22 protein-coding genes, 1 tRNA gene and 1 pseudogene are annotated in these 25,673 nt (G+C 66.3%); 10 read left to right on the top strand and 14 right to left on the bottom strand.

From position 1 onward, the window contains the following. Nucleotides 1–13: 13 nt before the first annotated feature. From ACS5RC_RS03235 to ACS5RC_RS03200, 8 genes are all read right to left on the bottom strand, one after another. On the bottom strand, nt 14–313 hold the full coding sequence (locus ACS5RC_RS03235; RefSeq protein WP_478342365.1) for a putative quinol monooxygenase: 300 nt from the start codon (nt 311–313) through the stop codon (nt 14–16). 148 nt (nt 314–461) lie between these two features. Continuing rightward, a complete protein-coding gene (locus ACS5RC_RS03230) occupies nt 462–782 on the bottom strand; it encodes a MerR family transcriptional regulator (protein WP_478342364.1) in 321 nt (106 codons plus the stop codon). Between the two features lie 12 nt (nt 783–794). Continuing rightward, nucleotides 795–1,670, bottom strand: coding sequence for a DnaJ C-terminal domain-containing protein (locus ACS5RC_RS03225; protein WP_478342363.1), 876 nt, complete (start codon nt 1,668–1,670; stop codon nt 795–797). Nucleotides 1,671–1,725: 55 nt separating this feature from the next. Then, complete coding sequence (locus ACS5RC_RS03220) at nt 1,726–2,319, bottom strand: nucleotide exchange factor GrpE (protein ID WP_478342362.1); 594 nt, start codon at nt 2,317–2,319, stop codon at nt 1,726–1,728. A 28-nt stretch (nt 2,320–2,347) separates the two neighbouring features. Continuing rightward, a complete protein-coding gene (clpB, locus tag ACS5RC_RS03215) occupies nt 2,348–4,936 on the bottom strand; it encodes an ATP-dependent chaperone ClpB (protein ID WP_478342361.1) in 2,589 nt (862 codons plus the stop codon). Between the two features lie 85 nt (nt 4,937–5,021). Then, the gene (gene dnaK, locus ACS5RC_RS03210) at nt 5,022–6,929 is read right to left on the bottom strand and encodes a molecular chaperone DnaK (RefSeq protein ID WP_478342360.1); all 1,908 of its coding nucleotides are present in this window, start codon (nt 6,927–6,929) and stop codon (nt 5,022–5,024) included. Between the two features lie 104 nt (nt 6,930–7,033). Then, a complete protein-coding gene (locus ACS5RC_RS03205) occupies nt 7,034–7,564 on the bottom strand; it encodes a DsbA family protein (protein WP_478342359.1) in 531 nt (176 codons plus the stop codon). Then, on the bottom strand, nt 7,530–8,042 hold the full coding sequence (locus ACS5RC_RS03200) for a redoxin domain-containing protein (protein WP_478342358.1): 513 nt from the start codon (nt 8,040–8,042) through the stop codon (nt 7,530–7,532). Before ACS5RC_RS03200 ends, ACS5RC_RS03205 begins: the two co-directional genes overlap by 35 nt. Before the next feature lie 273 nt (nt 8,043–8,315). Here ACS5RC_RS03200 and ACS5RC_RS03195 point away from each other — a divergent pair, with 273 nt between their 5' ends. Continuing rightward, the gene (locus ACS5RC_RS03195; RefSeq protein WP_478342357.1) at nt 8,316–9,020 is read left to right on the top strand and encodes a helix-turn-helix domain-containing protein; all 705 of its coding nucleotides are present in this window, start codon (nt 8,316–8,318) and stop codon (nt 9,018–9,020) included. Here ACS5RC_RS03195 and ACS5RC_RS03190 read toward each other — a convergent pair. From ACS5RC_RS03190 to ACS5RC_RS03180, 3 genes are all read right to left on the bottom strand, one after another. Then, on the bottom strand, nt 9,017–9,928 hold the full coding sequence (locus tag ACS5RC_RS03190) for an LLM class oxidoreductase (RefSeq protein WP_478342356.1): 912 nt from the start codon (nt 9,926–9,928) through the stop codon (nt 9,017–9,019). The genes ACS5RC_RS03195 and ACS5RC_RS03190 overlap by 4 nt on opposite strands. A gap of 677 nt (nt 9,929–10,605) precedes the next feature. Next, nucleotides 10,606–12,303, bottom strand: a complete 1,698-nt coding sequence (locus ACS5RC_RS03185) for a methyl-accepting chemotaxis protein (RefSeq protein WP_478342355.1) — start codon at nt 12,301–12,303, stop codon at nt 10,606–10,608. A 234-nt stretch (nt 12,304–12,537) separates the two neighbouring features. Next, entirely contained in the window at nt 12,538–14,481 is a 1,944-nt protein-coding gene (locus tag ACS5RC_RS03180) for an adenylate/guanylate cyclase domain-containing protein (protein WP_478342354.1), read from the bottom strand. Between the two features lie 128 nt (nt 14,482–14,609). Here ACS5RC_RS03180 and ACS5RC_RS03175 point away from each other — a divergent pair. The 5 genes and pseudogenes from ACS5RC_RS03175 to ACS5RC_RS03155 form a co-directional block, all read left to right on the top strand. Continuing rightward, a pseudogene (locus ACS5RC_RS03175) lies at nt 14,610–14,930 on the top strand (transposase); the annotation flags it as partial. Nucleotides 14,931–15,119: 189 nt separating this feature from the next. After that, complete coding sequence (locus tag ACS5RC_RS03170) at nt 15,120–15,587, top strand: hypothetical protein (RefSeq protein WP_478342671.1); 468 nt, start codon at nt 15,120–15,122, stop codon at nt 15,585–15,587. A 69-nt stretch (nt 15,588–15,656) separates the two neighbouring features. After that, complete coding sequence (locus ACS5RC_RS03165; protein WP_478342353.1) at nt 15,657–15,875, top strand: hypothetical protein; 219 nt, start codon at nt 15,657–15,659, stop codon at nt 15,873–15,875. Nucleotides 15,876–16,095: 220 nt separating this feature from the next. Continuing rightward, nucleotides 16,096–16,185, top strand: a tRNA-Ser gene (locus ACS5RC_RS03160). A gap of 99 nt (nt 16,186–16,284) precedes the next feature. Then, complete coding sequence (locus ACS5RC_RS03155) at nt 16,285–17,919, top strand: DUF6538 domain-containing protein (protein WP_478342352.1); 1,635 nt, start codon at nt 16,285–16,287, stop codon at nt 17,917–17,919. A gap of 268 nt (nt 17,920–18,187) precedes the next feature. Here the strand turns inward: ACS5RC_RS03155 and ACS5RC_RS03150 are convergent, their stop codons facing one another. Then, complete coding sequence (locus ACS5RC_RS03150) at nt 18,188–18,985, bottom strand: DNA-binding protein (protein WP_478342351.1); 798 nt, start codon at nt 18,983–18,985, stop codon at nt 18,188–18,190. Nucleotides 18,986–19,284: 299 nt separating this feature from the next. On the opposite strand from ACS5RC_RS03150, the gene ACS5RC_RS03145 reads away from it, so the two are divergent. Next, entirely contained in the window at nt 19,285–20,286 is a 1,002-nt protein-coding gene (locus ACS5RC_RS03145; RefSeq protein ID WP_478342350.1) for a HamA C-terminal domain-containing protein, read from the top strand. Further along, complete coding sequence (locus tag ACS5RC_RS03140; RefSeq protein ID WP_478342349.1) at nt 20,283–22,817, top strand: DEAD/DEAH box helicase; 2,535 nt, start codon at nt 20,283–20,285, stop codon at nt 22,815–22,817. Before ACS5RC_RS03145 ends, ACS5RC_RS03140 begins: the two co-directional genes overlap by 4 nt. On the opposite strand, the gene ACS5RC_RS03135 is transcribed toward ACS5RC_RS03140, so the two are convergent. Next, on the bottom strand, nt 22,814–23,146 hold the full coding sequence (locus ACS5RC_RS03135; RefSeq protein ID WP_478342348.1) for a DCL family protein: 333 nt from the start codon (nt 23,144–23,146) through the stop codon (nt 22,814–22,816). The genes ACS5RC_RS03140 and ACS5RC_RS03135 overlap by 4 nt on opposite strands. A gap of 418 nt (nt 23,147–23,564) precedes the next feature. Between ACS5RC_RS03135 and ACS5RC_RS03130 the strand changes: the two genes are divergently transcribed. Continuing rightward, on the top strand, nt 23,565–24,119 hold the full coding sequence (locus ACS5RC_RS03130) for a metallophosphoesterase (RefSeq protein ID WP_478342347.1): 555 nt from the start codon (nt 23,565–23,567) through the stop codon (nt 24,117–24,119). Further along, nucleotides 24,116–24,937 carry a metallophosphoesterase gene (locus ACS5RC_RS03125; protein ID WP_478342346.1) on the top strand — a complete coding sequence of 274 codons (822 nt, stop codon included), beginning with the start codon at nt 24,116–24,118 and terminating at the stop codon, nt 24,935–24,937. The genes ACS5RC_RS03130 and ACS5RC_RS03125 overlap by 4 nt, the downstream gene beginning before the upstream one ends. Nucleotides 24,938–25,025: 88 nt before the next feature. Here ACS5RC_RS03125 and ACS5RC_RS03120 read toward each other — a convergent pair whose 3' ends face one another. Then, nucleotides 25,026–25,661 carry a glutathione S-transferase family protein gene (locus ACS5RC_RS03120; protein WP_478342345.1) on the bottom strand — a complete coding sequence of 212 codons (636 nt, stop codon included), beginning with the start codon at nt 25,659–25,661 and terminating at the stop codon, nt 25,026–25,028. Nucleotides 25,662–25,673: the final 12 nt, after the last annotated feature.

The following is a 25,673-nucleotide window of genomic DNA, read 5'->3' as shown; positions in this document are numbered from 1 at the left end:
TCCGATCCGCGTCTCAGGGCAGCTTCGCTGCGAGCACGTCGAGCTTTTCGATCTGTGGGGCCGAGGTGAACAGATCGGGCGCTCGCTCCATCAGGGCCGCCGCCACGCGGCCAGAGAGGTGGGCTTCCCGTCCCGCTTCGTCGGGAAACGCATCGAAGATCCCGAAGGTGGATGGGCCGAACCGGAGGCCGAACCAAGCGATGGTTCCCGGCTCGTCCTGCACGATGGGCCGGCTGTCCCTCAGAAACGCCTCGACGGCCGCTTCCTGTCCGGGCTTGGCGTTCAGGATGACGAGAAGTCCGAGCTTGGCCATGTGCCTGTTCCTTCCGAGGTATCCCAGAGACCGCGGACGCGACCGCCGGTCCGAATCCGGTCCGGCTCGCAGCCTCGGTCGAGGTGGCGGGCGCGCGTTGGATTAGCCGGTCAGCCGCAGAGCGGCCCTGACGCCGGTCAGTTCGGCATCAGGATCGGCCCTTCGCGCAGGCCTCGACGATCTGCCGGCGGACGAGGTCGGGCTGCGCCTGCAGGGCCCGGACGATCGCCCGCAGCACATGCCGCAAGCCGCCGACCTGATCGATGAGGTCGAGCACGACCGCGATGCCGTCGTCGTTGATCCCGAGATCAGCCTGCAGATCCCGGATCAATTGGGCCCTGGCCACATCGATCTCGACGTAGTACCGGACGCCCTCCCGGGACGCCGGTCGGAGCCAGCCGCTGTCGAGCCAGATCTCCAGCGTGTCGGGGGGCAGGTCCGACCGAGCCTCGAATTCGCGCGCGTCCATACCGTCCCCTCTTCACTCAGTCCGATGCCACGCGGCGATCGCGCGTTCGAGTTCGGGATCGGGCTTCTCCGGCAGCTTGATCAGCAGCGTGACGTAGGCATCCCCCGCGGTCCCGTCCGAGCGCGGGACGCCCTTGCCTTTGAGGCGAAGGACTTTGCCCGATGTGCTCCATTTCGGGACCGTCAGGGTGACGGGCCCGGACGGGGGTGACACGACGATCCGACCGCCGAGCACCGCCACGTGCAGCGGAACGCCCTGCTCGAAATGGATGTCGTCGCCCACGCGCCGGAAGACCGGGTGCGGGCGGACGCCGATCGCGATCAGCGCATCGCCGGGTGGCGCGCCGTTTCGACCCGGCTCGCCCTTGCCGCGCAGGCGCAGGGTCTGTCCGTCACGCGTGCCCGGCGGGATGCGGACGTCGAGCGTCGTGCCGTCCGGCAGGGTCACCGAGCGGGTGGCGCCTTCGACCGCATCGAGGAAATCGAGGTCGAGATGGTAGCGGGTATCGGCGCCCCGGCGCCGGACAGTCGACCGGCCCCGGCGTCCGAAGATCTCGGCGAGGAGGTCGTCGGTATCGAAATCGGCAAATCCGGCGTCGCTCGCATAGGCATGGTCGGAGGACGGCTCCGAGAAGTCGCGATAGGAGCGCTGCCGGGGCCGCTCGACGCCGGAGATGTCGATCTCGCCCCGATCGAACCGCGCGCGCTTCTCCGGGTCCTGCAACAGGTCATAGGCGCGCGACACGTTCTTGAACTGCTCTTCCGCCTCCGCGTTGCCCGGGTTCAGGTCGGGATGCAGTTTGCGCGCGAGCTTGCGGTAGGTCTTTTGGATCTGCTCCGGGGAGGCATCGGGCTTCACACCGAGAATCGCATAGGGATTGTCGCTCAACGCTTTCTCCCTGCACCGTCGTGTGGCGAAGCCCGCACCCGTTGCGGTCGATGTCCTAGGGATTGGCCTCTGTGTGATGGTCCCGGGCCATGCCGCGGCGGGTCACGGTGACCCGGGCGGGGCGGAGCAGCCGGTCGTGGAGGACGTAGCCCTCCTCCAGGACGTCGTGAACGGTCCCGGGCGCTGTCGTCGGATCATCGACCTCCATCATGGCCTCGTGCCGCGCCGGGTCGAACGGGGCGCCACGGGCCTCGACCCGCTGCACGCCGACGCCCGCGAGGGCGCCGATCAGGAGACGTTCCGTGGCGCGCACCCCCTCGACGAGCGACGCGTCCTGCGACGGCGGCTCCTCCGACGTGACGATGGCCCGGCGCAGGTTGTCCAGCACCGGCAGAAGCGCCCGGGCGAGGCTCGTCACGGCGAAAAGCCGCTCATCCGCCACGTCGCGCGCCGCCCGACGCCGGGTGTTGTCGGCCTCGGCCAGGGCCCGCAGGACGCGGTCCTGAAGCGCCGCGTTCTCGGCTCGCAGGGCCGCGGTCGCGTCCGCTTCCGGTTGAGGGGCCGCGCTCGCCGCGCCGGCCTCCGGCGGCGGGGACTGGCCGGCGGGGCCGGGTGGAGCGCTCGCTGGATCCGTAGGCGTCTCGGCCATATCTGGACTCCTGTCGGCACGGGGGATGTCAGGCCGCCTGAGCCAGGCTCGCGCCCTTGACCGTGAGCTGGCCGTTGAGGACCGAGACTGGAACCGGTTCGCCGTCCCGGATCACCCCCGCCAGGAGCATCTTGGCCAGCGGGTTCTGGAGATGGCGCTGGATCACCCGCTTGAGGGGCCGCGCGCCGTAGACCGGATCGTAGCCGGCATTGGCGAGCCAGTCCTTGGCCGCTGCCTCGACCTGCAGGACGATCTTGCGCTCGGCGAGCCGCCGTTCCAGGCCTTCGAGCTGGATGTCGACGATCCGGCGCATGTCGCTGCGGCCGAGGCGGTTGAACAGGATGATCTCGTCGAGCCGGTTGAGGAACTCCGGCCGGAATGCGCGGCGCACGACCTCCATGACCTGCTCGCGGGCCGCCTCGGCCGGCTGGCCCTCCATCAGGGCGGCCAGGAACTCGGCGCCGAGGTTCGAGGTCAGGACGATGATCGTGTTGCGGAAATCGACCGTGTTGCCCTGCCCGTCCGTCAGCCGCCCGTCGTCGAGCACCTGCAGCAGGATGTTGAAGACATCCGGGTGCGCCTTCTCGACCTCGTCGAACAGGATCACCTGATAGGGGCGCCGCCGGATTGCCTCCGTCAGGACGCCGCCCTCCTCGTAGCCGACATAGCCGGGCGGCGCGCCGACGAGCCGTGAAACCGCGTGCTTCTCCATGAATTCGGACATGTCGACGCGCAGCATCGCCCGGTCGTCGTCGAACAGGAATTCGGCCAACGCCTTGCACAATTCGGTCTTGCCGACGCCGGTCGGCCCCAGGAACAGGAAGGAGCCGATCGGCCGGTTCGGGTCCTGCAGGCCCGCACGGGCCCGCCGGACCGCGTCGGACACGGCCACCACCGCCGGTTCCTGGCCGACCACGCGCTGGCCCAGCTTGTCCTCCATCGCCATCAGCTTGTCGCGCTCGCCTTCGAGCATCCGCGTGACGGGAATGCCCGTCCAGCGCGAGACCACGGCAGCGATGTCCTCGGCCGTGACCTCCTGCTTGATCAGCCGGCTCTGGCTCGCCTGCATCGCGTCCGCGAGGCGCTTCTCCAGTTGCGGGATCACCGCGTAGAGCAGCTCGCCCGCGCGGGTCAGGTCGCCCCGCCGCTCCACCTGCTCGAGTTCGATCCTGGCCTGCTCGGCCTGTTCCTTCAGCTGCTTGGTCTCTCCGAGCTTCGCCTTCTCGGCCTGCCATTGCGCCGTCAGCTCGGATTGCTGCGCCTCCAGGGTCGCGAGCTCGTCCTCGACCCGCTTCAGACGCTCCCGGGCGGCCGGATCCGTCTCCTTCTTCAGGGCCTCCCGCTCGATCTTGAGCTGGATCACGCGGCGGTCGATCTCGTCGAGCTCCCGGGGCTTCGACTCCGCGGCGATCCGGAGCCGGCTCGCGGCCTCGTCGACGAGGTCGATCGCCTTGTCGGGCAGGAACCGGTCGGCGATGTAGCGGTGGGACAGCGTGGCGGCCGCGACGATCGCGCTGTCGGTGATCCGCACGCCGTGATGGAGCTCGTACTTCTCCTTCAGGCCGCGCAGGATGGAGATCGTCTCCTCGACGGAGGGCTCGCCCACGAACACCGGCTGGAAACGGCGGGCGAGCGCGGCGTCCTTCTCGATGTTCTTGCGATACTCATCCAGGGTGGTCGCGCCGATGCAGTGCAGCTCGCCCCGGGCCAGGGCCGGCTTCAGCATGTTGGAGGCATCCATCGCCCCCTCGGCCTTCCCGGCCCCGACGAGGGTATGCAGCTCGTCGATGAACAGGATGACGTCGGCCGAGGCCGAGACCTCCTGCAGGACGGCCTTCAACCGCTCCTCGAACTCGCCCCGGTACTTCGCGCCGGCCAGGAGAGACCCGAGATCGAGGGACAGGAGACGGCGATCCTTCAGGGTGTCGGGGACGTCGCCGTTGACCATGCGCTGGGCGAGCCCTTCGACGATCGCGGTCTTGCCGACGCCCGGCTCGCCGATCAGCACGGGATTGTTCTTCGTCCGGCGCGAGAGAACCTCGACGGTGCGCCGGATCTCCCCGTCGCGTCCGATCACCGGATCGAGCTTGCCCTGGCGGGCATCCTCCGTGAAATCGCGCGTGTATTTCCGCAAGGCCTCGTAGCCGTCCTCGGCCGACGCGCTGTCGGCCCGGCGCCCCTTCCGCAATTCCGCGATGGCGCCCTTGAGGGCGTCCGGCGTCACGCCCGCCTCCCGGAGGAGCGCGCCCGGCCCGTCCGGGGTCTCGGCCAGGGCCAGAAGCAGGGTTTCGACCGTGACGAAGCTGTCCCCGGCCGCCCGCGCCCGCTCCTCGGCCTGGTCGAACAGGCGCGCGGTTTCGGGCGCCATGAAGATCTGGCCGGCACCGGAGCCCCCGACGCTCGGAAGCTTCGCCAGCTCGCTGTCCAGTTCCGACGCGAGCGCCTCGGGGCGGCCGCCCGCGGACTGGATCAACGACTTCGCCAGGCCGTCCGCGTCGTCGAGCAGCGCCTTCAGGAGGTGGAGCGGCGTGAGCCGCTGATGGCCATTGCGCTGGGCCAGGCTCTGGGCGGCCTGGATCGCGCCCTTGAGATGATCGGTGTACGTGTCGATCTGCATCGCTCACCCCGGATGATGGATGCTGACGGCGCGGCGGATGCCGGCTCGGCGCGCGCCGAACCGGCGACGCGGAGCCGGGCCGGCTCTAATGCGCGCCCTGGTCCTGCCGGCCGTGCTCCTCGAATTCCGCGTCGACCACCTCCGACTGCGGGCCGCTCTCGCCGCCGCCTGCGCCGGCCTCGTGTCCTGCGGGCGGCGCGCTGATGACCTGGGCCAGCCGCTGCGCCAGCTGCGACAGGCGCTCGGTCGCCTGCCTGATGCGGTCGACGGCCTCGCCGCCGATCGCCTCGCGCAGAGCCGCGATGGCCTGTTGCAACTCGCTCTTCAGATCGCCCGGCACGCGCTCACCCGCCTCCTGCTGACTGCGCTCGGCGGTGTAGATCGCGGCATCGGCCTGGTTGCGGGCATCGGCGAGTTCCCGGCGGCGCCTGTCCTCCTCCGCATGGGCCTCGGCTTCCCGCACCATGCGCTCGATCTCGCTCTGGTCCAGGCCGCCGGAGGCCTGGATGCGGATCTGCTGTTCCTTGCCGCTGGCCTTGTCCTTGGCCGTCACGTTGACGATGCCGTTGGCGTCGATGTCGAAGGTCACCTCGATCTGCGGCGTGCCGCGGGGCGCCGGCGGGATGCCGACGAGGTCGAACTGGCCGAGCATCTTGTTGTCGGCCGCCATCTCGCGCTCGCCCTGGAAGACCCGGACCGTGACGGCGCTCTGGTTGTCCTCGGCCGTCGAGAAGGTCTGGCTGCGCTTGGTCGGAATGGTGGTGTTGCGCTCGATCAGCTTGGTCATCACGCCGCCGAGCGTTTCGAGGCCGAGCGAGAGCGGGGTGACGTCGAGGAGCAGCACGTCCTTCACGTCGCCCTGGAGCACGCCCGCCTGGATCGCGGCACCGATGGCCACGACCTCGTCGGGATTGACGCCCCGATGGGGCTCGCGCCCGAACAGGGTCTGGACCACCTCCTGCACCTTCGGCATCCGCGTCTGGCCGCCGACGAGAACGACCTCCGCGATGTCGGACGGTTGCAGCCCGGCATCCTTGAGCGCGGCCTCGCACGGCCCGATCGTGCGCTTGATCAGGTCGTCGACGAGGGCTTCGAGCTTGGCGCGGGAGAGCTTGATATTCAGATGCTTCGGCCCGCTCTGATCGGCCGTGATGAAGGGCAGGTTGACCTCGGTCTGGGTGGCCGAGGACAGCTCGATCTTCGCCTTCTCGGCGGCATCCTTCAGGCGCTGGAGCGCGAGCTTGTCCTTGGTCAGGTCGATGCCCTGCTCGCGCCTGAACTCGGCCGCGAGGTATTCGACCACCCGGTTGTCGAAATCCTCGCCGCCCAGGAAGGTGTCGCCGTTGGTGGACTTCACCTCGAACACGCCGTCGCCGATCTCCAGGATCGAGACGTCGAAGGTGCCGCCGCCGAGGTCGTAGACCGCCACCCGGCCGCCGCCCTTCTTGTCGAGGCCGTAGGCGAGCGCGGCGGCGGTCGGCTCGTTGATGATGCGCAGCACCTCGAGGCCCGCGATCTTGCCGGCATCCTTGGTGGCCTGACGCTGGGCGTCGTTGAAATAGGCGGGCACCGTGATGACGGCCTGCGTCACGGACTGACCGAGCTTCAGCTCGGCGGTCTCCCGCATGCGCTGCAGGATATAGGCCGAGATCTGGCTCGGGCTGTACGTCTTGCCCTTGATCTCGACCCAGGCGTCGCCGTTCCGCCCGGATACGATCCTGTAGGGCACCATCCCGATATCTTTCTTGGTGATCGGGTCGTCGTACCGGCGCCCGATCAGCCGCTTGATGGCGAAGACGGTGTTTTCCGGATTCGTGATCATCTGCCGCTTGGCTGGCTGCCCGACCAGAACTTCGCCGGACTCCGTGAAGGCCACCACCGACGGGGTCGTGCGACCGCCCTCGGCGTTCTCAATGACATTGGCCTTGCTGCCGTCCATCACGGCGACGCAGGAATTCGTCGTGCCGAGATCAATGCCGATCGCCTTGGCCATGGGAGATGCTCCTTCCTGTCCGCGCCTTGCAGATCGATCGAGATCGAGGCCGGATCGACGGGCGTTGCGGTGGGCCGCGGGGGGCCGACCGCCCGCACCGCGCGCTAAGGCCTGGACCGCACCGACTGGATGGCATTCGCCAGATGCCGGTAGTCGAAGGGACCGTCATGCCGACGGCCGTTGATGAAGAAGGTCGGCGTCCCGTTGACGCCACTCCGAACGCCGCTCAGGAAGTGCTGCTCGATCTTCGGGGCATAGGTCTTCGCCTCGAGGGCGAACTCGAACTCGCGCTCCGGCAGGCCGAGGGCCCGGGCGACGCCCAAAAGGAACCGCAGGCTCAACTGATCCTGATGCGCGTAGATCTCGTCGTGCATGTCCCAGAACCGACCCTGGGTGCCGGCGAACTCGGCGCTCTCCGCAGCCGGCTCCGCGAGCGGGTGGATTTCGGTGAGGGGGAAATGCCGGAACACGTAGGTGAGGTCGTCGCCGAAGTGCCTGCCGAGCTGCAGGACCTCGACATGCGCGAGGCGGCAATAGGGGCACTCGTAATCGCCGTACTCGACGAGCACCACGCGCCCGTCGGCACCGCCCCGGACATGGTCAGCCGCCGAAACCGGCACTCTGAGTTCGGCCATGGCTTGCCTCTTGGTTTCCGAGCCGATCCAGCGCATCGAGGATGCCGTCCGCGCCGGGGTTGACGGCGATCGGGGAGCGGTAGCTCCAGAACACGAGACCCTCGCGATCCAGGACGAACAGCGCCCGCTCGCAGACACCGTCGCCGTCGCGGTAGGCCCCGTATTGCCGGGCGACCGCGCCCTTGGGCTCGAAGTCCGCGAGCAGGGGGAAATGGAGATGGCGCGTCTCGGCGAAGGCCTGATGGCACCAGGCCCCATCGACCGAGATTCCGACGATCTCGGCGTCGTGCTTCCGAAATTCCGGCAAGACCTGATTGTAGACCGCCATCTGATCCCCGCATACGGGGCTCCAGTCCGCGGGATAGAACGCCAGAACAACGGGCCGTCCGCGCAGATCGCCGAGCGAGAGCGTCTGGTCCGGCGTGACGTGGAGCGTGAAATCGGGCGCCGCCGCCCCCGGCGCTAAGACCTGTCCCATCCCGACTCTCCCGGACAGCCTGCGGTGCGGCCACGGCCCATATGACGCCGCCGCCGGGTATCTCGGCACTGACGCACGTCAGTTCCGGTGGCGGAAATCGGGCCGCGCCTGACGCATCCGCGCCGGCTCTCCTACGCGCTATCCCTGCCGATCCTCCGGAAGCCGCCGAGCCGCAGAATGGGGCGCCAAACCCGGGATACTCCCTAGGCACCGTCCGAATGGTGCGACCTGCGGCGATGTCCGATCTTCGCGATCTCGCGAGTGAGGAGCGTCATGCTGCCCTATGGTCACGTCGTGCCCGCTCCCGGCCCGCACATTCACTGGCCCCCTGCTTCGGCCCGGGCCGCCGGCGAACTCGCGCTGGCGCGCATCACCGCCCTGGGACGGGTCGAGCATTTCTCGCCCGGCACGACCCTCTACGCCGAAGGCGATGTCGGGGATTCCGTCTACTGGGTGGTTGCCGGCCTGGTCCGCACGATCAAACTCGGTCGCGACGGCAATCGGGTCGTGCGCGGCTTCCATCTCGCCGGCGAGTTCTTCGGGCTGGAGCGCGCCGCGCTGCATGCCTCGTCGGCCGAGGCGGTCAGCGCCGCGCGGGCCATACGCTGTTCCCGCTCTCGGCTGAACGCGCTCGCGGCGTCAGATTCGCAGATCGCCAACGAGCTCCTGCTCTGGCTGCTGCGGATGACCGAGCGCGCCCAGGATCTTTCGGCGCTCGGCCGCGCCAGCGCCACGCAGAAGCTCGTGTATTTCCTGATCGACCTGATGGACCGGGTTTCCGCCGGTCGATCGATCGCGTTGCCGATGTCGCGCACCGATATCGGGGACTATCTCGGCCTCTCAAGCGAAACCGTGAGCCGGACGTTCACCGCCTTGCGCCGTGACGGGCTGATCGCCACGCGCGGACGCTCCGTCACCCTCCTCGAACCCGGCGCCCTCCGGCGCATGACCGGCGGTCTGATGCGCGACGCGGGCTAAACCTTCAGCTGCGGCAACACCGCGAGGCCGATCTCGTCGAGCACCTCGCCCGCGCTGCGGGTGCCGTATTTGAGGTTCAGGATCACGTGGTGGACGCCGATCGCGCGGAGCGCGATCAGAAAGTCCAGCAAGGCCTTGCGACCGCTGCGGAACCCGAGGTGAATGGGTTGCGGCGGGTGATCCGGATCGCTGTGCAGATCGACGTAGAGGGATTGGGCGAAGGGCTTGAACGTCCCGGGCGCCGCCGTTTCGGTGGTGGCCCGCCACCGGGCCGCGAGTTCAGCTTGGCGCTCGAGCGGGCGCGGGTAGGTGATCCAGCCGTCCGCATGCTCGGCGATCCACTCCAGGCTCTGCCGGCTCGATCCGGTGATGAGGATCGGCAGCCGCCCGAGCGGCTTCGGCACGAGGTCGACGGTGCCGAGCATCTCTCCGAAGCGCGAGCGCAGGGTGGGGAACCCCTCTTCGAGCGTCCTTCGGATGACGCCGAGGCTCTCGCGGAACAAGGCGTCGCGCTCCTCGGCGGGGACGCCGAAAGCCGGGAATTCGATCGGCCGATCACCCGAGGCCACCCCGATGACGAAACGGCCCCCCGACAAACGGTCGACGGAGGCGGCGGCCTTGGCGGTATGGATCGGGTGGCGCAGGGGAAGGACGATCGACCCCGTCGCCAGGGCGATCGTGCGCGTCTGCGCGGCGATCCACCCGAGCCAGACCCACGGGTCGTAGACCTGCCCGACGTCGCCGAAATTCGGGTCGCGCAGGGGCACGTCGCGGACCCAGAGCGCTGCGTAGCCGAGTTCCTCCGCTCGCACCGCGAGGCGCTCCTGATCGCGCATGGTCGGCTGGTCGCGCTGGAAGGCCTCAATGGGGAAGAAGACGCCGACCGTCAGATTACCCGGGGCGAACATGCGCCGGAATCCGGGCGTGCCGCTCGGGTCGGCTGTGCCTTGACCATGAAGCATCGGACGATTCCGGCGTTCGGCTGTCCCCTCGTCGTGGTCAGCAACCACGTTCCGGGCCGCCGGGCCCTGACGCAGATCAGCCGAATCCGGGGGCCTGATCGACCATCGCGCGGAGCTGTTCGCGTCCTCAAGCGAGCGTCGGACGGTGCTGGGGCGGAGCCGCAGGCCTTCGAGCGGGTCGCCTGCCTCCTCGGGCCGGGCGTCGCGTTCGACGGCGATGTCCTCCCAGGAGCGCCGCGCGATGGCCGCGCCGCGATCCGCCTTGCCGACGAAGTGGTGGTCGATGCTCGCGGCCCTGATGCCGACGTCGGCGGCGAGATCGCGATAGCTCAGCGCCATCGCCACCGTCGCCGAAACGGCGCTCGCCGACGCGGAGAGAGCCGAGGCAGCACGCATGGCGGGCGGCGCGCTCGGGCCACGGCACGGCGTGCCCTTCGGCGTGTCCGCTTCGGCCGGTTCGCCGGCCCGAAACAGCGACCGGCTGGCAGCGCAGCCGAAGCGCGGCGCCTGACCGACGCCGCCGGTGGATGCCGCCTACCTCTCGGCGCCTTCCGCGCTCACAGGTCCCGTTATCGACGCGCTGGCCTCGTTCGCGCCTGCAATGAACGCGGCTCAAGCCACTCTCACGCGGCTCGCACGGTGCCTAGGAAGCGCGCCACCTCCGCGCTCAGATGCTGGGACTGCCGCGAGAGCTCGGAGGCCGCCGACAAGACTTGTCCAGCAGCGGCCCCCGTCTCCTCAGACGCCTGGGCAACAGCGGAGATGTTGCTGGTCACCTCGGTCGTGCCGGTCGCGGCCTGAGCGACGTTGCGCACGATCTCCTGGGTTGCCGCACCCTGCTCCTCCACCGCCGCCGCGATGGTCGTCGAGACACCGGAGATCTCGCGGATGCGCGCCGTGATCGCGCCGATCGCCTGCACGGCCTGATCCGTGGAGCCCTGGATCCGGCCGATCTGAGCGGAAATCTCCCCGGTCGCTCGGGCGGTCTGGGTGGCAAGCTCCTTGACCTCGCTGGCCACCACCGCGAAGCCGCGGCCCGCCTCGCCGGCGCGCGCCGCCTCGATCGTGGCGTTCAGCGCGAGCAGGTTGGTCTGCCCGGCGATCGAGGAGATCAGGCTCACGACGTCACCGATCTTGGCCACGGCTCCGCTCAGATCCTGAACGAGCGCCGCGCTCTGGTCGGCCTCCCCCACCGCGACCTGCGCCATGCCGGCCGAGGCGCTGACCTGTCGGCCGATCTCCTGGACGGACGAGCCGAGTTCCTCAGCGGCGGCCGCCACCGTGCTGACGTTGGATGCGGCCTCCTCAGCAGCGGCAGCCACCGTGGTCGACTGGCTGGCGGTCTCGTTGGCGCTCGACGTCATCTGCTGGGCCGTGGCCTGCAGTTCCGTGGCCGAGGACGAGACCATGCCAACGATATCGCCGACCGCCCGCTCGAAGCTGTCGGCGAGCTCGACCATGGTCCGCCTGCGCTCCAGGGCAGCCGCTTCGTCGGCGATGCGCTTGACCTCGGCCTGCTCGGCCGCCTTCCGCGCAACCATGGCCTTGATGCCTTCGACGGCACGCCCCACGGCGCCGATCTCATCTCCGCGCGCAGCTTCGCGGATCTCCGCATCGATCTCGCCCTTGGCCATGCGCTGAAGAACAGCAACCAAGCTGCGAAGAGGACGTGTGATTCCAAGGACGGCGATGAGGCCGAGCAGAGCAAAGGCGGCAGAGAGACCGGCTGCGGCGACGAGCGTGAGCGTCCGGGTGGCTGAGGCAGCAATCTCGCTCGCGTGCCGCTTTTCCACATCCAGGGCATCGACGTTGGCGGCGACGCGCGTATTGACCGCCTCCACGAGGACCTTCCGTGCGGCCCGCCCATCGGTGTTGGACACCCGCGTCGCGGAAGCCACGTCCCCTTCGATGACGAAGTCGACCGCCGCCCGCGAGGTTTTGAAGAACCGGCTCGTGAGGTCCTTCAATGTTTGATTTTGGGCGTGGCGCTCGGGCGTATCCGATAGGGCCAGCAGGGTGTCGACCGCCTTGTGGGCCGCGCGCTCGGCTTCCACGTGCTGCTCGCGAAGCATCTGCCCCTCCGGGCCGCCCCTCTCGATGATGAGGTTCTTCTCGCGAATGGTCGCCTCATCCACGGCGACGGTCAGCTGCAGAGCCAGAATCGCGCGGCGCGCGCTGAAATCGACGATCTGCTGCGTGTTGTCGTTGAGGGTCGACAGGCTACTCCTCGCGAGGAGGATCATGCCGGCCGAGACAAGGACGAGCAGGGCCGCGGGGATCGCCAGTTTGGCGAGGAGCTTGAGATTGTCGAGGAGCTTCATCGCCCAACTCACGCGGGATCAGGACCCAGACCCCGCGCGGTCCCACACGCAGAGCGTGTATTTTCTCGGCGCTATGTTGTTAACGAGACCATAAGATGAGGGGCATGATACTGCTCTGAAACACTTCGATCTCGTTTTCCATACGCGTGTGTCAGCGTCTCCGCTCCCGGAACCGGATGCCCGGGCCGCGCTCGTTCTCAGATTTCAATTGAAGACCGAGCCAGTCAAACACGATCAGTTTTCCGGCAGGCCGGCTCGACGCAATCCTTCGACGATGCGGGCATATTCCGCCAGGAAGGTAGGATTGTCCGACCAATCGGCAGTCGCCCAGTTTTGTACCGTGTATCCGGGCTTCAGCCGAAGAATTTCCTTCACTGCCTCCGCTGCAGCTTGGGTATTCCCCAACCAAGCGTGCGCAGCAGCAAGATCGATGTACGCCGAAAAATAGGGCGAATGCCCGACTGATTTTTCACACCATTTTATGGCGTCTTTCCAATGGCCCAAATGAGTATGTGCATGACAAATATAATATTCCCAAATGCTCAACGCGGGGTCCTTGGGGCTCAATCGTATGGATTTTTCGACATGCGCGAATGTCTCTGCGGCTCTGCCTGCCCATAGGTTCGTGATTCCGGCGAGCGCATGGGCAATCGCCATGTTCGGATTATAATCGACAGCGATTGCTATCTCGCGCAATCCTTGTTCAAAATCTTTCGTTGTTCTTAATACCTCAGCCATGACATAATGCGCCATAGCACTCCGCGGATCTCCCTCAACCCCCTCTTTCGCGAGTCGAAACGCAACATTCCGGTCGATAGACAGGTTGCTACTCACTCGTGTGTTGACTGCTTGGGCAATCGCTCGCGCAAGCCCTATCTTTGCCTGCAGGCTTGCCGGATCTACCTGTAAACTCTTCTCAAAATATCCTCGCGCTTCCAAAGTGTTTTTGGATGTTCTTTCCCGGTTGAGCGCCGCCCATCCGAGCATATTGAGATCTGCGGCCGTGGGGTTTTCAGATTTTTCCTTATTGATGCGAAAACTTTCTGCTTGTGAGAGTTGTACGTCCAAGGAACGCGCCAATCTCGCAACAAAATCGGATTGTATTTCGCCCAGATGACTACGGTCTCCCTCGAAACGATCCGCCCAGAGGTGTGCGCCGGTCTGCGTAGAGATCAACTGAGCATTCAGCACGATCCGTTCGTCGGTACGCCGCACGCTCCCTTCGAGGGCATAGAGCACCCCGAGATCACGCCCGATTTGCTTCACATCGACGGCATTGCCTTTATAGGTGAAGGCAGTGTTGCGCGCGATGACGAAGCTACCGGCGAGGTGTGAGACGTCGGTGGTGAGGTCTTCCGTCAGGCCATCCGCGAAGAAATCCTGTTCCGGATCGTTGCTCAGGTTCGCGAATGGCAGCACAACCAGCGATAGCGGCGGCAGCGGCTTAGGCGGCAGGCCGGCCTGTACCGCGAGCGTATGATCGGCCGTCGGAGCCCTGGCGGCCCACATCCACCAACCCAGGCCGAGGGCGGCGGCGATGCTGAGCAGGCCGACCGTCGCGGCGGTCCACAGACGGCGGCGGCCGGCGGGGACAGCCTCGCGCGCCTGATCGGGTTCGTCTTCGGGGAGGTCGGCACTGGCCGCTATGGCCTCCGCCGAGAGGGCAAAGACGCCGATCGGACGGGCGATGTTCTTGAGGTCGACCTTGCCGCGATCCTCGAAATGATAGGGCAGCTTGTCCCGGACCTGATCGTGGATCGAGCGGGAGATACACAGCCCACCCGGCTCGGCCAGCGGTTCCAGGCGCGCGGCCACGTTCACCCCGTCGCCGTAGAGGTCGCCGTCCGGCTCGGCGAACACGTCGCCGAGGTTGATGCCGATGCGCATGCGCATCGCTTGGTTCTCGGGAAGGCCGGCATTGTGCGCCGCGGCCGCGCGCTGAATGGCGACGGCACATCCGACGGCGCGAACGGAGCTGTGAAACTCGACCAGGACACCGTCCCCGGTCGACTTGATGATCCGGCCATGAGCGGCGCTGACCAGCGGATCGATCACGGTGCGGCGGAGCGCCTTGAGCCGGCGCAGAGTGCCCGTCTCGTCCTCCGAAATCATCCGGCTGTAGCCGACCACATCTGTCAGCAGGATCGCGGCAAGGCGGCGCTCGACGGCCCGGTCCAACACCAACCCCCTTCGAAGTGTCCTGGCTTCGATTCCTGTATCACACTCGTATGACCTTGACCCGCCAGGCCGGTCCGCGCCGAGCGCAAGTTTTCGGTCCTCCTGAACCTTGAAGGAGAGCGGGTGCCATGCCTCGCAACCACTTCACGAACGAGCAGATCGTCTTTGCCCTGCGGCAGGCTGAGATCGGTGCGTCGGGAGACGAGGTCTGCCGGAAAATGGGCGTGTCGGAGCCGACGTTTCACCGCCGGGCGGTCCGTTCGTCGGCTTGGCCGTGCCGGAGATCCGGCGGCTGAAGCAGCTGGAAGACGAGAACAGCAAGCTCAAGCGGAAGGTCGCCGACCGACGCTGGATCGCTCCATGCTGCAGGACGTGCTTGAGCGAAAGTTGTGAGGCCCGCCGTTCGCCGCTCGATCGCCGCCCCCCTGCAAATGGCCTACGGCTCGAGTCGAGTGATGGGCCTATCAGGCTACCGGCAAAGGCGACCCGCAATCGGCGGTCCACTGTGGAGTGAGAAGAACCTTCTTCGCCTACACATTCTGACCAACCTCCAGTTCCACATAACGCGTCCGGTACTTATGAGGCTAAGCACTCGCGGTATCGACTTCCCTTTGGTCCTCGGAGATCTCAACCTCCTCGTGGTCGAGGCCGTGGATTTCGATTGGGCGGATGCCCTTCGAGGCAGGCCACATCCACAGCAAGCGCTCGTCATTTTCAAAATCTTGGATCTGGGCGCGAACGGCCGCCATGTCTTGCTCGGTCCAAGCTGCACGGTGCTTCTCGTCCCCGCCCGCAATCTCGGTGAACGTGAATATATTTCGAGGCAGACGAGCTTCGTCTGTCTTTTTCAGCGCGACGTTGATCGCAGCCTTGAGCAGTGCGATGTTCCGTTTGATCGCACCCGACGCGAGACCCGCGCCTCTTTCGCCGCCATTATTTTAAAGCCACCGCACAAAGCCCTCGGCGTCGGCAGCGCATTTTCGCTGATGACGGTGATATGGCTCGGCGAGTCCGGTCGAGCCGCAAGCCGATCGTCACGCTGTCGCTTTCAGTCGCGGCTACCGTCGAGCTATCAGGCAGATCGAATCGGGTTCGCGGCGCCATGATGGGTCGCTTGACGAATGTTACAGAGCCGGAGTTTTCCGCGCCACAGCCCCGTCAATCATGATCCGCTCGTGAAGGTGGTGCGTGTCGGCCGTGATCTGCCGAGCTTCGTCCCGGTCGGCAGGTTCAAGGCTATGGTCTTCAACGGCGCGCACGGGACGATGGATCGAAGGCTCGCCATGATCCTTGCGTGGTTCAGCGGGACGGCCATCGCGACAGACGATGCGGATGCCGAGCCTGCGCGCGAAATCGGCCCACATCATCGTTGCATATTGTTACATTGCTGGTGACAGGTCCTGGAACGTGAGGCGCTCCATCGGCGACCCTTTGCGGCGGAACGGCGAGACCCTTCCCGTCGGTCCCTCTTGCCCTGCCATCGCAGTCCCGCTATGACCCCCTCGACCGCACCGCGCGGCTATCACCGAGATCATCGTGATGGGCGTTAGCGACGGCCAATAGTGACGATCTAAGTGATGGTGGCCGAGACGCGAAGCTACTGAGATCGTTAGTGGAGAGGTGGCGGAGTGGTCGATCGCACCGCACTCGAAATGCGGCATGCCTGCAAGGGCATCGGGGGTTCGAATCCCCCCCTCTCCGCCAAGCACCCTTCTAAGTGCCTGATCCTCCAGAAGTCGTTGCACGGTAAGGCTTTCTTGATCCGCCTGTTGTACACACAGGTGGTACACAGTGCCTCTCCCGATGCCCCGACCCTTCAAGCACGAATCCGGCGTCTACTACCTCCGCAGGCGCGTGCCGGCCGACCTGGTGAAGCTCGTCGGCAAGACCGAGGTGAAGGTCTCGCTTCGGACGAAGGACCCGGCCGAGGCCAAAGGTCGGCACTACGACGAGATCGCAAAGCTGGACGAGCGCTGGGCGACCCTACGCAAGGGGCAGCAGGCCCTCACGGGCAAGCAGGTCCAGGCCCTGGCCGGGGACATCTACCGCGCCAAGGTCGCGAAGCACACGGACGACCCGGGATCCCCCGAGACCTGGCGCCGCCTCGCCGCCGCCGACCGTCGCCTGCAGGACCTCCGAAGCCGTACGTCCGGCAAGCCCTCAGCCTTACGGATGGCCACCGGCTGGTCGGAGGCGGAGGCCGTCATCCGGGCGCGTCACGGCGATGCGGTCGATGCGTTCCTTGCCGACAAGGGGATGGTTGTCTCCGAGGCGGACCGCCGACGGATCGTCCTCGCCGCGGCCGAAGCGACCCAGCGGGCGCACGAGAGCATCCTCAGGAACGCCCAGGGCGACTACTCGCCGGACGACTACGCCGACCGCTTCCCCCCATCCATGGCGGCCGTGGGGCCTGTCAGGTTCGAGCCCGTCTGGGCGGACTACCAGCACCAGAGCAAGCTCCGGCCAGCCACCGTGAAGCGCTGGACCCCGATCCTCAAGAAGTTCATCGCCTTCGTCGGCGTCGACGACCTCCGCCGCATCACGCAGGCCGACGTGATCCGGTGGCGGGACAAGATGCTGAGCAAGGACGCGGGCCTGGACCCGATCACCGTCCGGGACGTCTACCTAGCCGCGCCGAAGGCGCTGCTGGGCTTCGCGTCCGACCAGTCGAAGATCGGCGAAAACCCGGCCGCCAAGGTCACGGTGAGGGCCAAGAGTAAGGACTCCGCTCGCGAGCCCGACTTCAGGGACGAAGAGGCGGAGAAGATCCTGTCGGCCGCCCTGGCGCCACAGAACGACCTCTCCTCTACGGAACTCAAGGACGCTCGGCGCTGGGTGCCCTGGCTGTGCGCCTACACGGGCGCGCGGGTCAACGAAATGACGCAGCTCCGCCAGGAAGACGTCATGCTGATCGACAAGGTCTGGGTGGTTCACATCACACCCGAGGCGGGCGGGACGAAGACCGGGTTCGCACGGGCGGTCCCAATCCACGACCACTTGATCGAGCAGGGTTTCCTCACGTTCGCCCAGGGCAGGGCGAAGGGACCACTCTTCTACAGCCCCAAGCGCGCCAGGGGCGGCTCGGCTGGCAACCCGCCTCACGTTCGGATGGGCCAGAAGATCGGCGAGTGGGTCCGGGCCATCGGCGTAAAGGACCCCAACGTTCAGCCGAATCATGGCTGGCGGCATCGCTTCAAGACGGTCGGCCGTACCGCGGGCATGGACTCGCAGAAGCTGGACTTCATCCAGGGGCATGCGGCCGACACTGAGGGTCGGAAGTACGGTCGTTTCCCGCCCCGCGCTCTGAAGCCCGAGATCGACAAGATCCCGCGCTACCAGGTCGTGCCTGCCGCCGCGCTCGACCGCCGGAGGAAGGGAAGCCGCGCCAAGCCTGCCGTCGAGCTGGCTACGGCCGGCGACCGGGAGGCCGCCGAATAAGGCTCCGTCGGTGTCCGCGACGCGGATGCCCAGGGATCGTAACTGAAGCCCCCTCTTGGGGTGGATCGATACCTGCTCGGCCTACAAGGTAAGTGACGAAGGTCGCTCGGGATTGAACGCCATGACCGAAGCCGGAGGCTTACGGCAGAAGGTCCGATCCGTCGTGATGCCGCAGCGGTGGTCGACGTCTACCTCATGACAGGAGGGTAGCGGGTAGGGCTACCGCGTATCCGCTACCAAATGACCCCATGACGGGAGATGACGACGCTCAGGCCGCCGCCGCCGCGGCCTCGACGGGCTTGGGGATCTCGGGCGACATCGGAAACACGGCGAAGTGGTCCTCGCCGACATGGAACAGACCGAACTTCCTGCCCAGGATGCGTTGGGCAAGCTTCTCGCCGAGCCGCGTCGCATCCAGTTCCTCGAAGCCCTCGGCGGCCATCTCCAGGATGTCGCCGGGTATCAGTGGGAGCAGTTCGTCGGCTGTGACCGGTCGTCCCCCTGCGTAAATGATGTCCGAGACGCTCGACATCACCTCGTTCCAGAAAATCGTCGCCATGCGCGCGGCTATGCCGGTACGGCGTCCGCGTCCCTTCCTAATCCGTTTCTGTACGTTCGGAGCGACATCCTCGCTCAAGGCCACCGTCTGCCGAGGCGCCAACGCGGTGATCTCGTTCCTCAGCTGACGGTTCTCGTCTGCCAGCGTCGCGAGCTGCCGTTCCAGCCCCGTCACGATGCGCTGCATCTGCTCCAGGAGGTTCGCGGCCGGTCCTTGGCCGGACGTCACGGGCAGCGCCGCCAGCGCCCTGGCCTCGGCGATCTTCATCGCGGAGGCGGCAAAGCTGGCGATGGCTTTCTCCATCTCCTCCGGTAGGTCGAGCACGGCGAGATGCCCTTTGTATCGCCGCCGTGCCTTCCACTCGGCGAGGGGCTCCTGGATGTCTCTGTCCGAAGCGCCCTTGCCGCGTTTCCCCTTCAGGGCACGCTGGACAGAACTGTACGACACGAGCTCGCCGTCCTCGACGAGCTTGTCGGCGATCCTGTCGACGATGGGTTGTGCAATCATGGGGCGCCTCGGTGGGACGGCCCATGCTGACCGAAAACTGTGAAGGAGCTGCCAAGCCAAGGCGCCAAATGAGGGCGGCTCGAAACCTCCTTTCGCTTCGTCCGGGCATGGGTCTCGGCCCTGGGCCTCACCGTAATGATTGACCCAGAACAGCCACCGGTGCCGGAACGCAAGCATCTTCAAGTCGTTATCGAAGCGGCACATTCGAGCTTGGCGCTAGGTGGACGTGAGAACCCTTGACCCTTCCACGACGGTCCACGGCAAGGGCCAGGCGTGCCGCCGGGCGCCGATCTGATTCGGTGAGCGCTGAGGCCGCCTTGGACGAAGCCGCCTTCGACCCAGCCGAGCTAAAAGGTCTCCTTGCGGCGCTCACCCGCGAGCACGATGACTTAGGCGTCCGTGTCCGCACGCTCTCGCATACCGCCAAGAGCGCAAATTCGGGTGTCGCGCTGCATGGTCATTACCTGGCCTTCCGCAGTGGGGCGCCTACCGTCGAGGAGTTCATCGACCTTCTCACGACGAAGATCATCTCGTTTTGCATGTCCAGGAAGTCCATCAACGACGCGAGTGCGAGTTGGAAGGATCTCTCGGACCAAAAGAAGATCGAGAAGGTGCTCGCCTTGCGCAACAAGGCGGTCGACATGTTCAAGAAAGCTCAGAAGAGCACCAACCGCAATGGGGAGTTCGGAGAACTCATCACCTACCTGCTGATCGAGTATGTCCTCAAGGCCCCGCAACTCGTGGCGAAGATGAGCCTCAAGACGAACAGGCAGATGCCGGTCCACGGATCCGACGGCATACACTTCAGCTTCGACGAGGCGACCGGAGGGCTCACTCTGCTCTGGGGCGAATCCAAGTGCTACGCTTCCGTGACGAAGGCCATATCGGAGGCGGTCAAGTCCGTGGCCGAGAACCTTGAGCACGACAAGATGAAGCACGAGCTGTTCTTAATCGAGCAGCACGGCGACCTGTCTGCCTTCCCAGAGGCCGGTCAGAAAGCGATCCTGTCTTTCCTCGATCCGTACGATGAAAATTATAACAAGCGCATCGACCGATCGGTCATCCTGATCGCGTTCGACTTTCAACGATTCGCAGACATGAACTCCCTGAAGCCGTCCGAGGTCGAGGCTGCATTCGAGACCGCCTTGCGCGCCGAGCTCGTCGAGTGCGCCAACCGTCTCGACGGGCATCTCAAGACGCATGGTATCGAGCATCACGCCCTCGACGTCTTCTTCCTGCCGGTGCCGTCCATCGGCGACCTCCGCGCCGGGTTTCAGGACAAGATCGGCTGGGCGGCGTGATCGAGGAGCTGAGCGACCGGATCTGGGGGCATCCCGAGTTCCATGCCCAGAGAGCCGGGTTGGGCGGCATGTGGCTCCAGCGGGAGCTCGGGATCGATCCGACGCTATCCGTTCCCGACGCCGACCTTTTGCGTTGCGTCCAGGCCGCCACGGTCCTCGCGCTGTCCGAAAGCCATGAGCGCCAGGGTGCGGCATACGGCATAGCGGCATGCGCGGCCGGCCTGGACCGAGGGGATCTCCCTGGGCTGGCCGGCGTCCTGCGCATCGTGCTCAGCCGCCTCGGGAACTTTCCGGCACTCGGCTCGTCCCCGCACGTCGAGACCTTCCGGCGCCTGCCGCTGCTGACTGCCCTCGCGGAGGAGGTGCGTCGCGAGGGCAACCGCGTCAGCCTAGGCGACGTCTCGGTCGACCTGACGGATTTCCAGCGTCATCTCTGGCGCGAGCTCGACGGTGGCGCAAACGTCTCGGTGTCGGCCCCGACCTCCGCTGGCAAGTCCTTCGTCCTCCAAGCGTACCTGCGTAGCCTGGCGCGAAGCGGGAAGCTTTCTGTCGCCTGCTACATCGTCCCTAGCCGTGCGCTGATCGCCCAGGTCACCGATGCGGTCGCCGCGTGGCGCCGCTCCGACGAGCTCCGGGACTTCCGGATCGTGAACACGCCGTTGCCGGCGGAGACCCGGCTTCCGGAACGTGCGATCTACGTCCTGACCCAGGAGCGGCTGCAGGCGATCATTGGATCCCACCCCGGCTTCGTCGCCGATGTGGTCATCTCGGACGAGGCGCAGGGCATCGAGGACGGTTCCAGGGGCGTACTGCTGCAGGACGTGGTGGACCAGCTGATAGCCAAGCGGCCAGGGGCGCAGTTCATTTTCGCCGGCCCCAACATCCGGGATCCCGAGGTCTTCGGCCGGATCTTCGATCTGTCCGACCTGCGATCGGTGTCGACCCGCTCGCCCGCCGTGCTCCAGAACCTAATAGTCGTGAAGACGCGCTCGCCGCGCCAGAAGCTGGTCATCGAGCGCATGGCGGCCGATGGGAGACAGGAACTCGGTCAGGTCGAGATCGGGATGCCGCTGCCGTCCATAAAGGAGCGCCTCGTCCGCGTCGCCGAGAGGTTCGGGCAGTCGAAGCCGTCCATCGTCTATGCCAACGGTCCCAAGGAGGCCGAGGATATCGCGTTAGGGCTCACGGAGGTGTCGACCGCCGACGCGTCGGAAAGCCCGCGCATTGCGGAACTCATCGCACTGATCAAGGCGGCGGTGCACGACCAGTACGATCTCGTGAGATGTCTGGAGAGGCGGGTCGGCTTCCACTACGGCCGCATCCCCGCCATCGTGCGCCGCGGAGTGGAGGCGGCGTTCGCCGATGGTGACATCAAGTACCTCGTCACGACCAGCACGCTGATCCAGGGCGTCAATTTCCCGGCGGCCAACCTGTTCGCGTGCAAGCCCAAAAAGGGCAATGCCGGTCCGTTGGGAACCGCCGAATTCTGGAACCTCGCCGGACGCGCCGGACGGCTCGGACGCGAGTTTCAGGGAAACGTTTTCCTGATCGATTACGACGACTGGGAAACGAAGCCGGCCGACGAGGGGAACGAAGTCGATGTCCAGAGCGCCCTCAAGCGGACGTTGGGGAGCAAGCTGGACGACGTGGTGGAATGTGCCGTCGCGGACGTTCCCAAGCTCGAAAGGCCGGGGGTCGTCGACATCGAGGCGACGTTCGGCCGGTTGCTCTCGGACCTCGGCTCCGGGCGGTTGGACGCGACCCTCGACAGATGTGACGTGGCCCAGGCCGACCGGGGGCGGCTCGTCGAGGCACTGGAGAGGGCTCGCGAGCGGATCACGCTTCCCCGCGAGGTTCTGGCCAAGTCGCCTACGGTTTCTCCCCTCCGCCAGCAGCGGTTGGCCGACTACTTCGAGGCGGAGATCAAGGGTGGTGGCGTAGCGCGCCTGGAGGAACTCCTGCCTCGCCATCCGCGCGATGAGGATGCCTGGAAGTACCTCTCGGAGGTCTTTCGCGTGTGCCACGAGCAACTCATGAGCCTGGACGTCCCCAGGTTACATCTACGCATGGCGGCAATCGCCTTGAAGTGGATGCAGGGCAAGCAGCTTCCGGACATCGTCGAAGAATATCGGCGGCGCTCCCCCGAAGTGAAATTGCGTCCGGCGATCAGAAACACCCTGAAGGATATTGAGGAGGAGATCCGGTTTCGATACTTCAGGCTTTCACTTTGCTATCTGGCTGTCTTGGAGCACGTTCTCGTTCGGACGGGTCATGCTGACTACGTGAGAAGCTTGCCGCCGTTGCCCGGTTTCCTGGAGGTCGGGGCCTCCGATCCCACGATGATCAGCTTCGTCGGCCTGGGCATCTCGCGCTTCGTGGCGAGCTTCCTCACGGAGCAAACGCTGGACAAGCGCATGGACGAGCCTACCGCGCTTGCGTGGCTGAGAGCACAGGATCTCGACGCTATGCTCGGCAGCGGCCTGATGCGTCTCGACGTGCAGCGCGCCCTGGCGAACGCACCTACACCCTAAGCTTGCTGCGGGCCGTCTGAATCGTCGCCTCGCGTGGGGGCGACGCACTTCTTGTAGGAAAACCGAGCCCACGTGCCATCCACCCGCACCGCCCTGAAGCATTGCGAACCGTAGTCCGCGCTCTGCACCTCGAAATGATCGACGCCCGCGCCTGACCGTTCGTCGTATTCGGGATGCCTCTGGAACAAGCCGGACAGTTCCGCGGCATCCGCGTCGGACACCCGATCACCGGGTTTATAGCGCTTAAGCATCGACCCGAAATGGTCGCTTGCCGATAGCTGGTTTGGGAAGGTTCGAGAGGGCAGGACGACGGGTTTTCCACGCGCCATGGGTGCGGCTCCGCTTCGGCCTGTAGCATCTGGGGTCGCGAAGCATCTGTCGCCAGGGCAAAGCTTGCAAAAAAGAGGGTTGGATACAGCACCCCGCTCTCCCGCCACGCATCAGTAGGAGACGCAGCGAAATGCAGCGCGCATCGCCGTCAGAACTAAATCCTCGTTCCTTGTCGTTGCTGTGAGTTCAAACTCCCGGGCGCGACTGCTGCGGCAGGAATAAGCTTGCGTGCGAATATGGGACCAGCAATCGTGCCAAGCCCTGTGGATACTCGCGTCGGGACTTGCCCTCGCGTCCCGGCCAGGACAGGGTCTCTCATCGAAGGAAATTTCGTCATGAAACGCACCGGCCTGCACTCGTCCGACTGACCCCGGAGTGCCGCCGCGTGCCGAGCCTCCGCGCCCGCGAGAGGCTTCCGTGCCCCAAGTTCTCTTTACTTCCGACAGCCACGTCGGCCACGCCAACCTCACCCGAGGAGGGCTGCGTACGCGCCGGCCTTTCTCCTCGGTTGAGGAGCATGACGAGGCCCTAATTGCCGCCTGGAACGCCGCGGTCGGGCCCGAGGACACCGTCTGGCACCTCGGCGACTTCTGCTACCGCTGCAGCGAAGCGTATGCCCGGTCGGTGTTCGAGCGCCTGAACGGCCGGCGTCGCTTCCTCGTGCGCGGCAACCACGACCGCGTCTCGGCGCGCCTGTCCTGGGACGGCATCTTCGACGTCGCTCAGGTGTTCGTCCCCGATCCCGCTACCGGCGCGCCCGTGGGACTGTTTCTGTTCCACTACGCGTGTCGGGTATGGCCCCGCATGCACCGCGGGGACCTCCACCTCTACGGGCACTCTCACGGCACGCTGCCCGGGACCGCGACGAGCACCGATGTCGGGGTGGACTGCTTCGACTTCCGACCGGTCACCCTGGACGAGATCCGCGTGCGCCTCGCCGAGAACGCACGACGCGTGGGAGGCGCGCCATGACCGCTCCTCAGCGCCTATGGGCCTGGTCGGATATCCATGCTGAGCACCTTGAGAACGCGTGGGACCCTGCAGCCCACGCTCCGGCCGACGGCTTCGATGCCGTCGTGGTCGCCGGGGACGTGCATATGCCCCTGACGCGTGCCCTCGATTGGCTTGCGGAGCGCCTGCCCGGCGTCCCGGTCGTCTACGTGCCCGGGAACCATGATTTCTGGTGGGACCGGGGCGAGGACCGCTACACGATCTACGACCAGCTTGAGCGAGGGCGGGACCTGGCCGCCGCGCTCGGCATCCACCTGCTGCTAGACGACGCCGTGGTGATTGGAGGCACGCGTTTCGTGGGTGGAACCGCCTGGACCGACTACAGGCTAGGCTCGTATAGCCTCACGCATGCCTTCCGGACCGCCGAGGGGCGCAACGGCATGGTGGACTACCGCCGGATCAGGACGGGTCCCCGGTCCCGAAACAGGATCGAGCCCCGCGAGATCCTCGCGATGCACCGAGCGACGCGAGGGTGCATCGAGGCGGAGCTTGCCAAGCCCCACGATGGCCCCACCGTCGTCGTGACCCACCATGCACCGCACCCCGCCAGCCTGCCGGATCCGCATGCCGACCTTGCTTGGTGCTACGCTTCGGATCTCACCGAGCTGATCATGGCCCGCGGCCCCGACCTCTGGGTCCATGGCCACGTGCACCGGGCGGCCGACTATCGGATCGGGCGCACGCGCGTGGTCTGCAACCCGCGGGGGCATGCCGATGAGAGGTCGGGCTTCGACCCAGAAAAGGTTCTGGTGATGCTTGTCGGGCCCAAGTCGGCTTGATCTCCGGCTGCCAAACGAAGGTCCTCGGCAACAGGCGTACGTCGTGCGGCCACAAGGCTGACGCACCTGCGGGGCGGCGCTGTCGCCGTCAGTTCTTGGGTACCTCCATGCCGCGCTTGACCGCCGGGCGCTCGCCGACCCGGGCGAGCCACGCATGCACGTTCGGTACGTCACCGAGCGTGTTCGCCAACGGCTCCTTCAGGAAGGACGTGGCCGCCAGGGTCCAGGCGTAGCAGGCGATGTCGGCGATGGAGTAGTCCGCCCCCGCCAAATACGGCCCCTCGCCGAGGCGCCGGTCCATCACGTGCAGCAGGCGGTCGGCCTCGTCGGTGAACCGCTTGATGGCCAGCGGCGCCTTCTCGTCGGAGCGCACCGCGAAGAAGCCGAGCTGGCCGAGCATCGGGCCGAGGCCGCCGATCTGCCAGTGCAGCCATTCCAAGGCCTTGTAGCGGGCTGGCCCGGACGGCGCGAGGAAGCGTCCGGTCTTCTCGGCCAGGTAGGTCAGGATCGCCCCGCTCTCGAACACGGAGAGTGGCCCGCCCTCGGCCTCGTCGTCGACGATGGCGGGGATCTTGTTGTTGGGCGACACCTTCAGGAAATCGGGGGCGAACTGCTCGTCCTTGCCGATGTTCACCGGCACCACCGTGTAGGGCAGGCCGCATTCCTCCAGCATGATCGGGATCTTGCGGCCGTTCGGCGTCGACCATGTGTAGAGCGTGATCATGCGGTCCCTTTC

The organism is Methylobacterium sp. HJ2 (assembly GCF_056431005.1).
The sequence above is the reverse complement of the archived record's forward strand: the minus strand, read 5'-3'. Positions and strand labels throughout refer to the sequence as shown.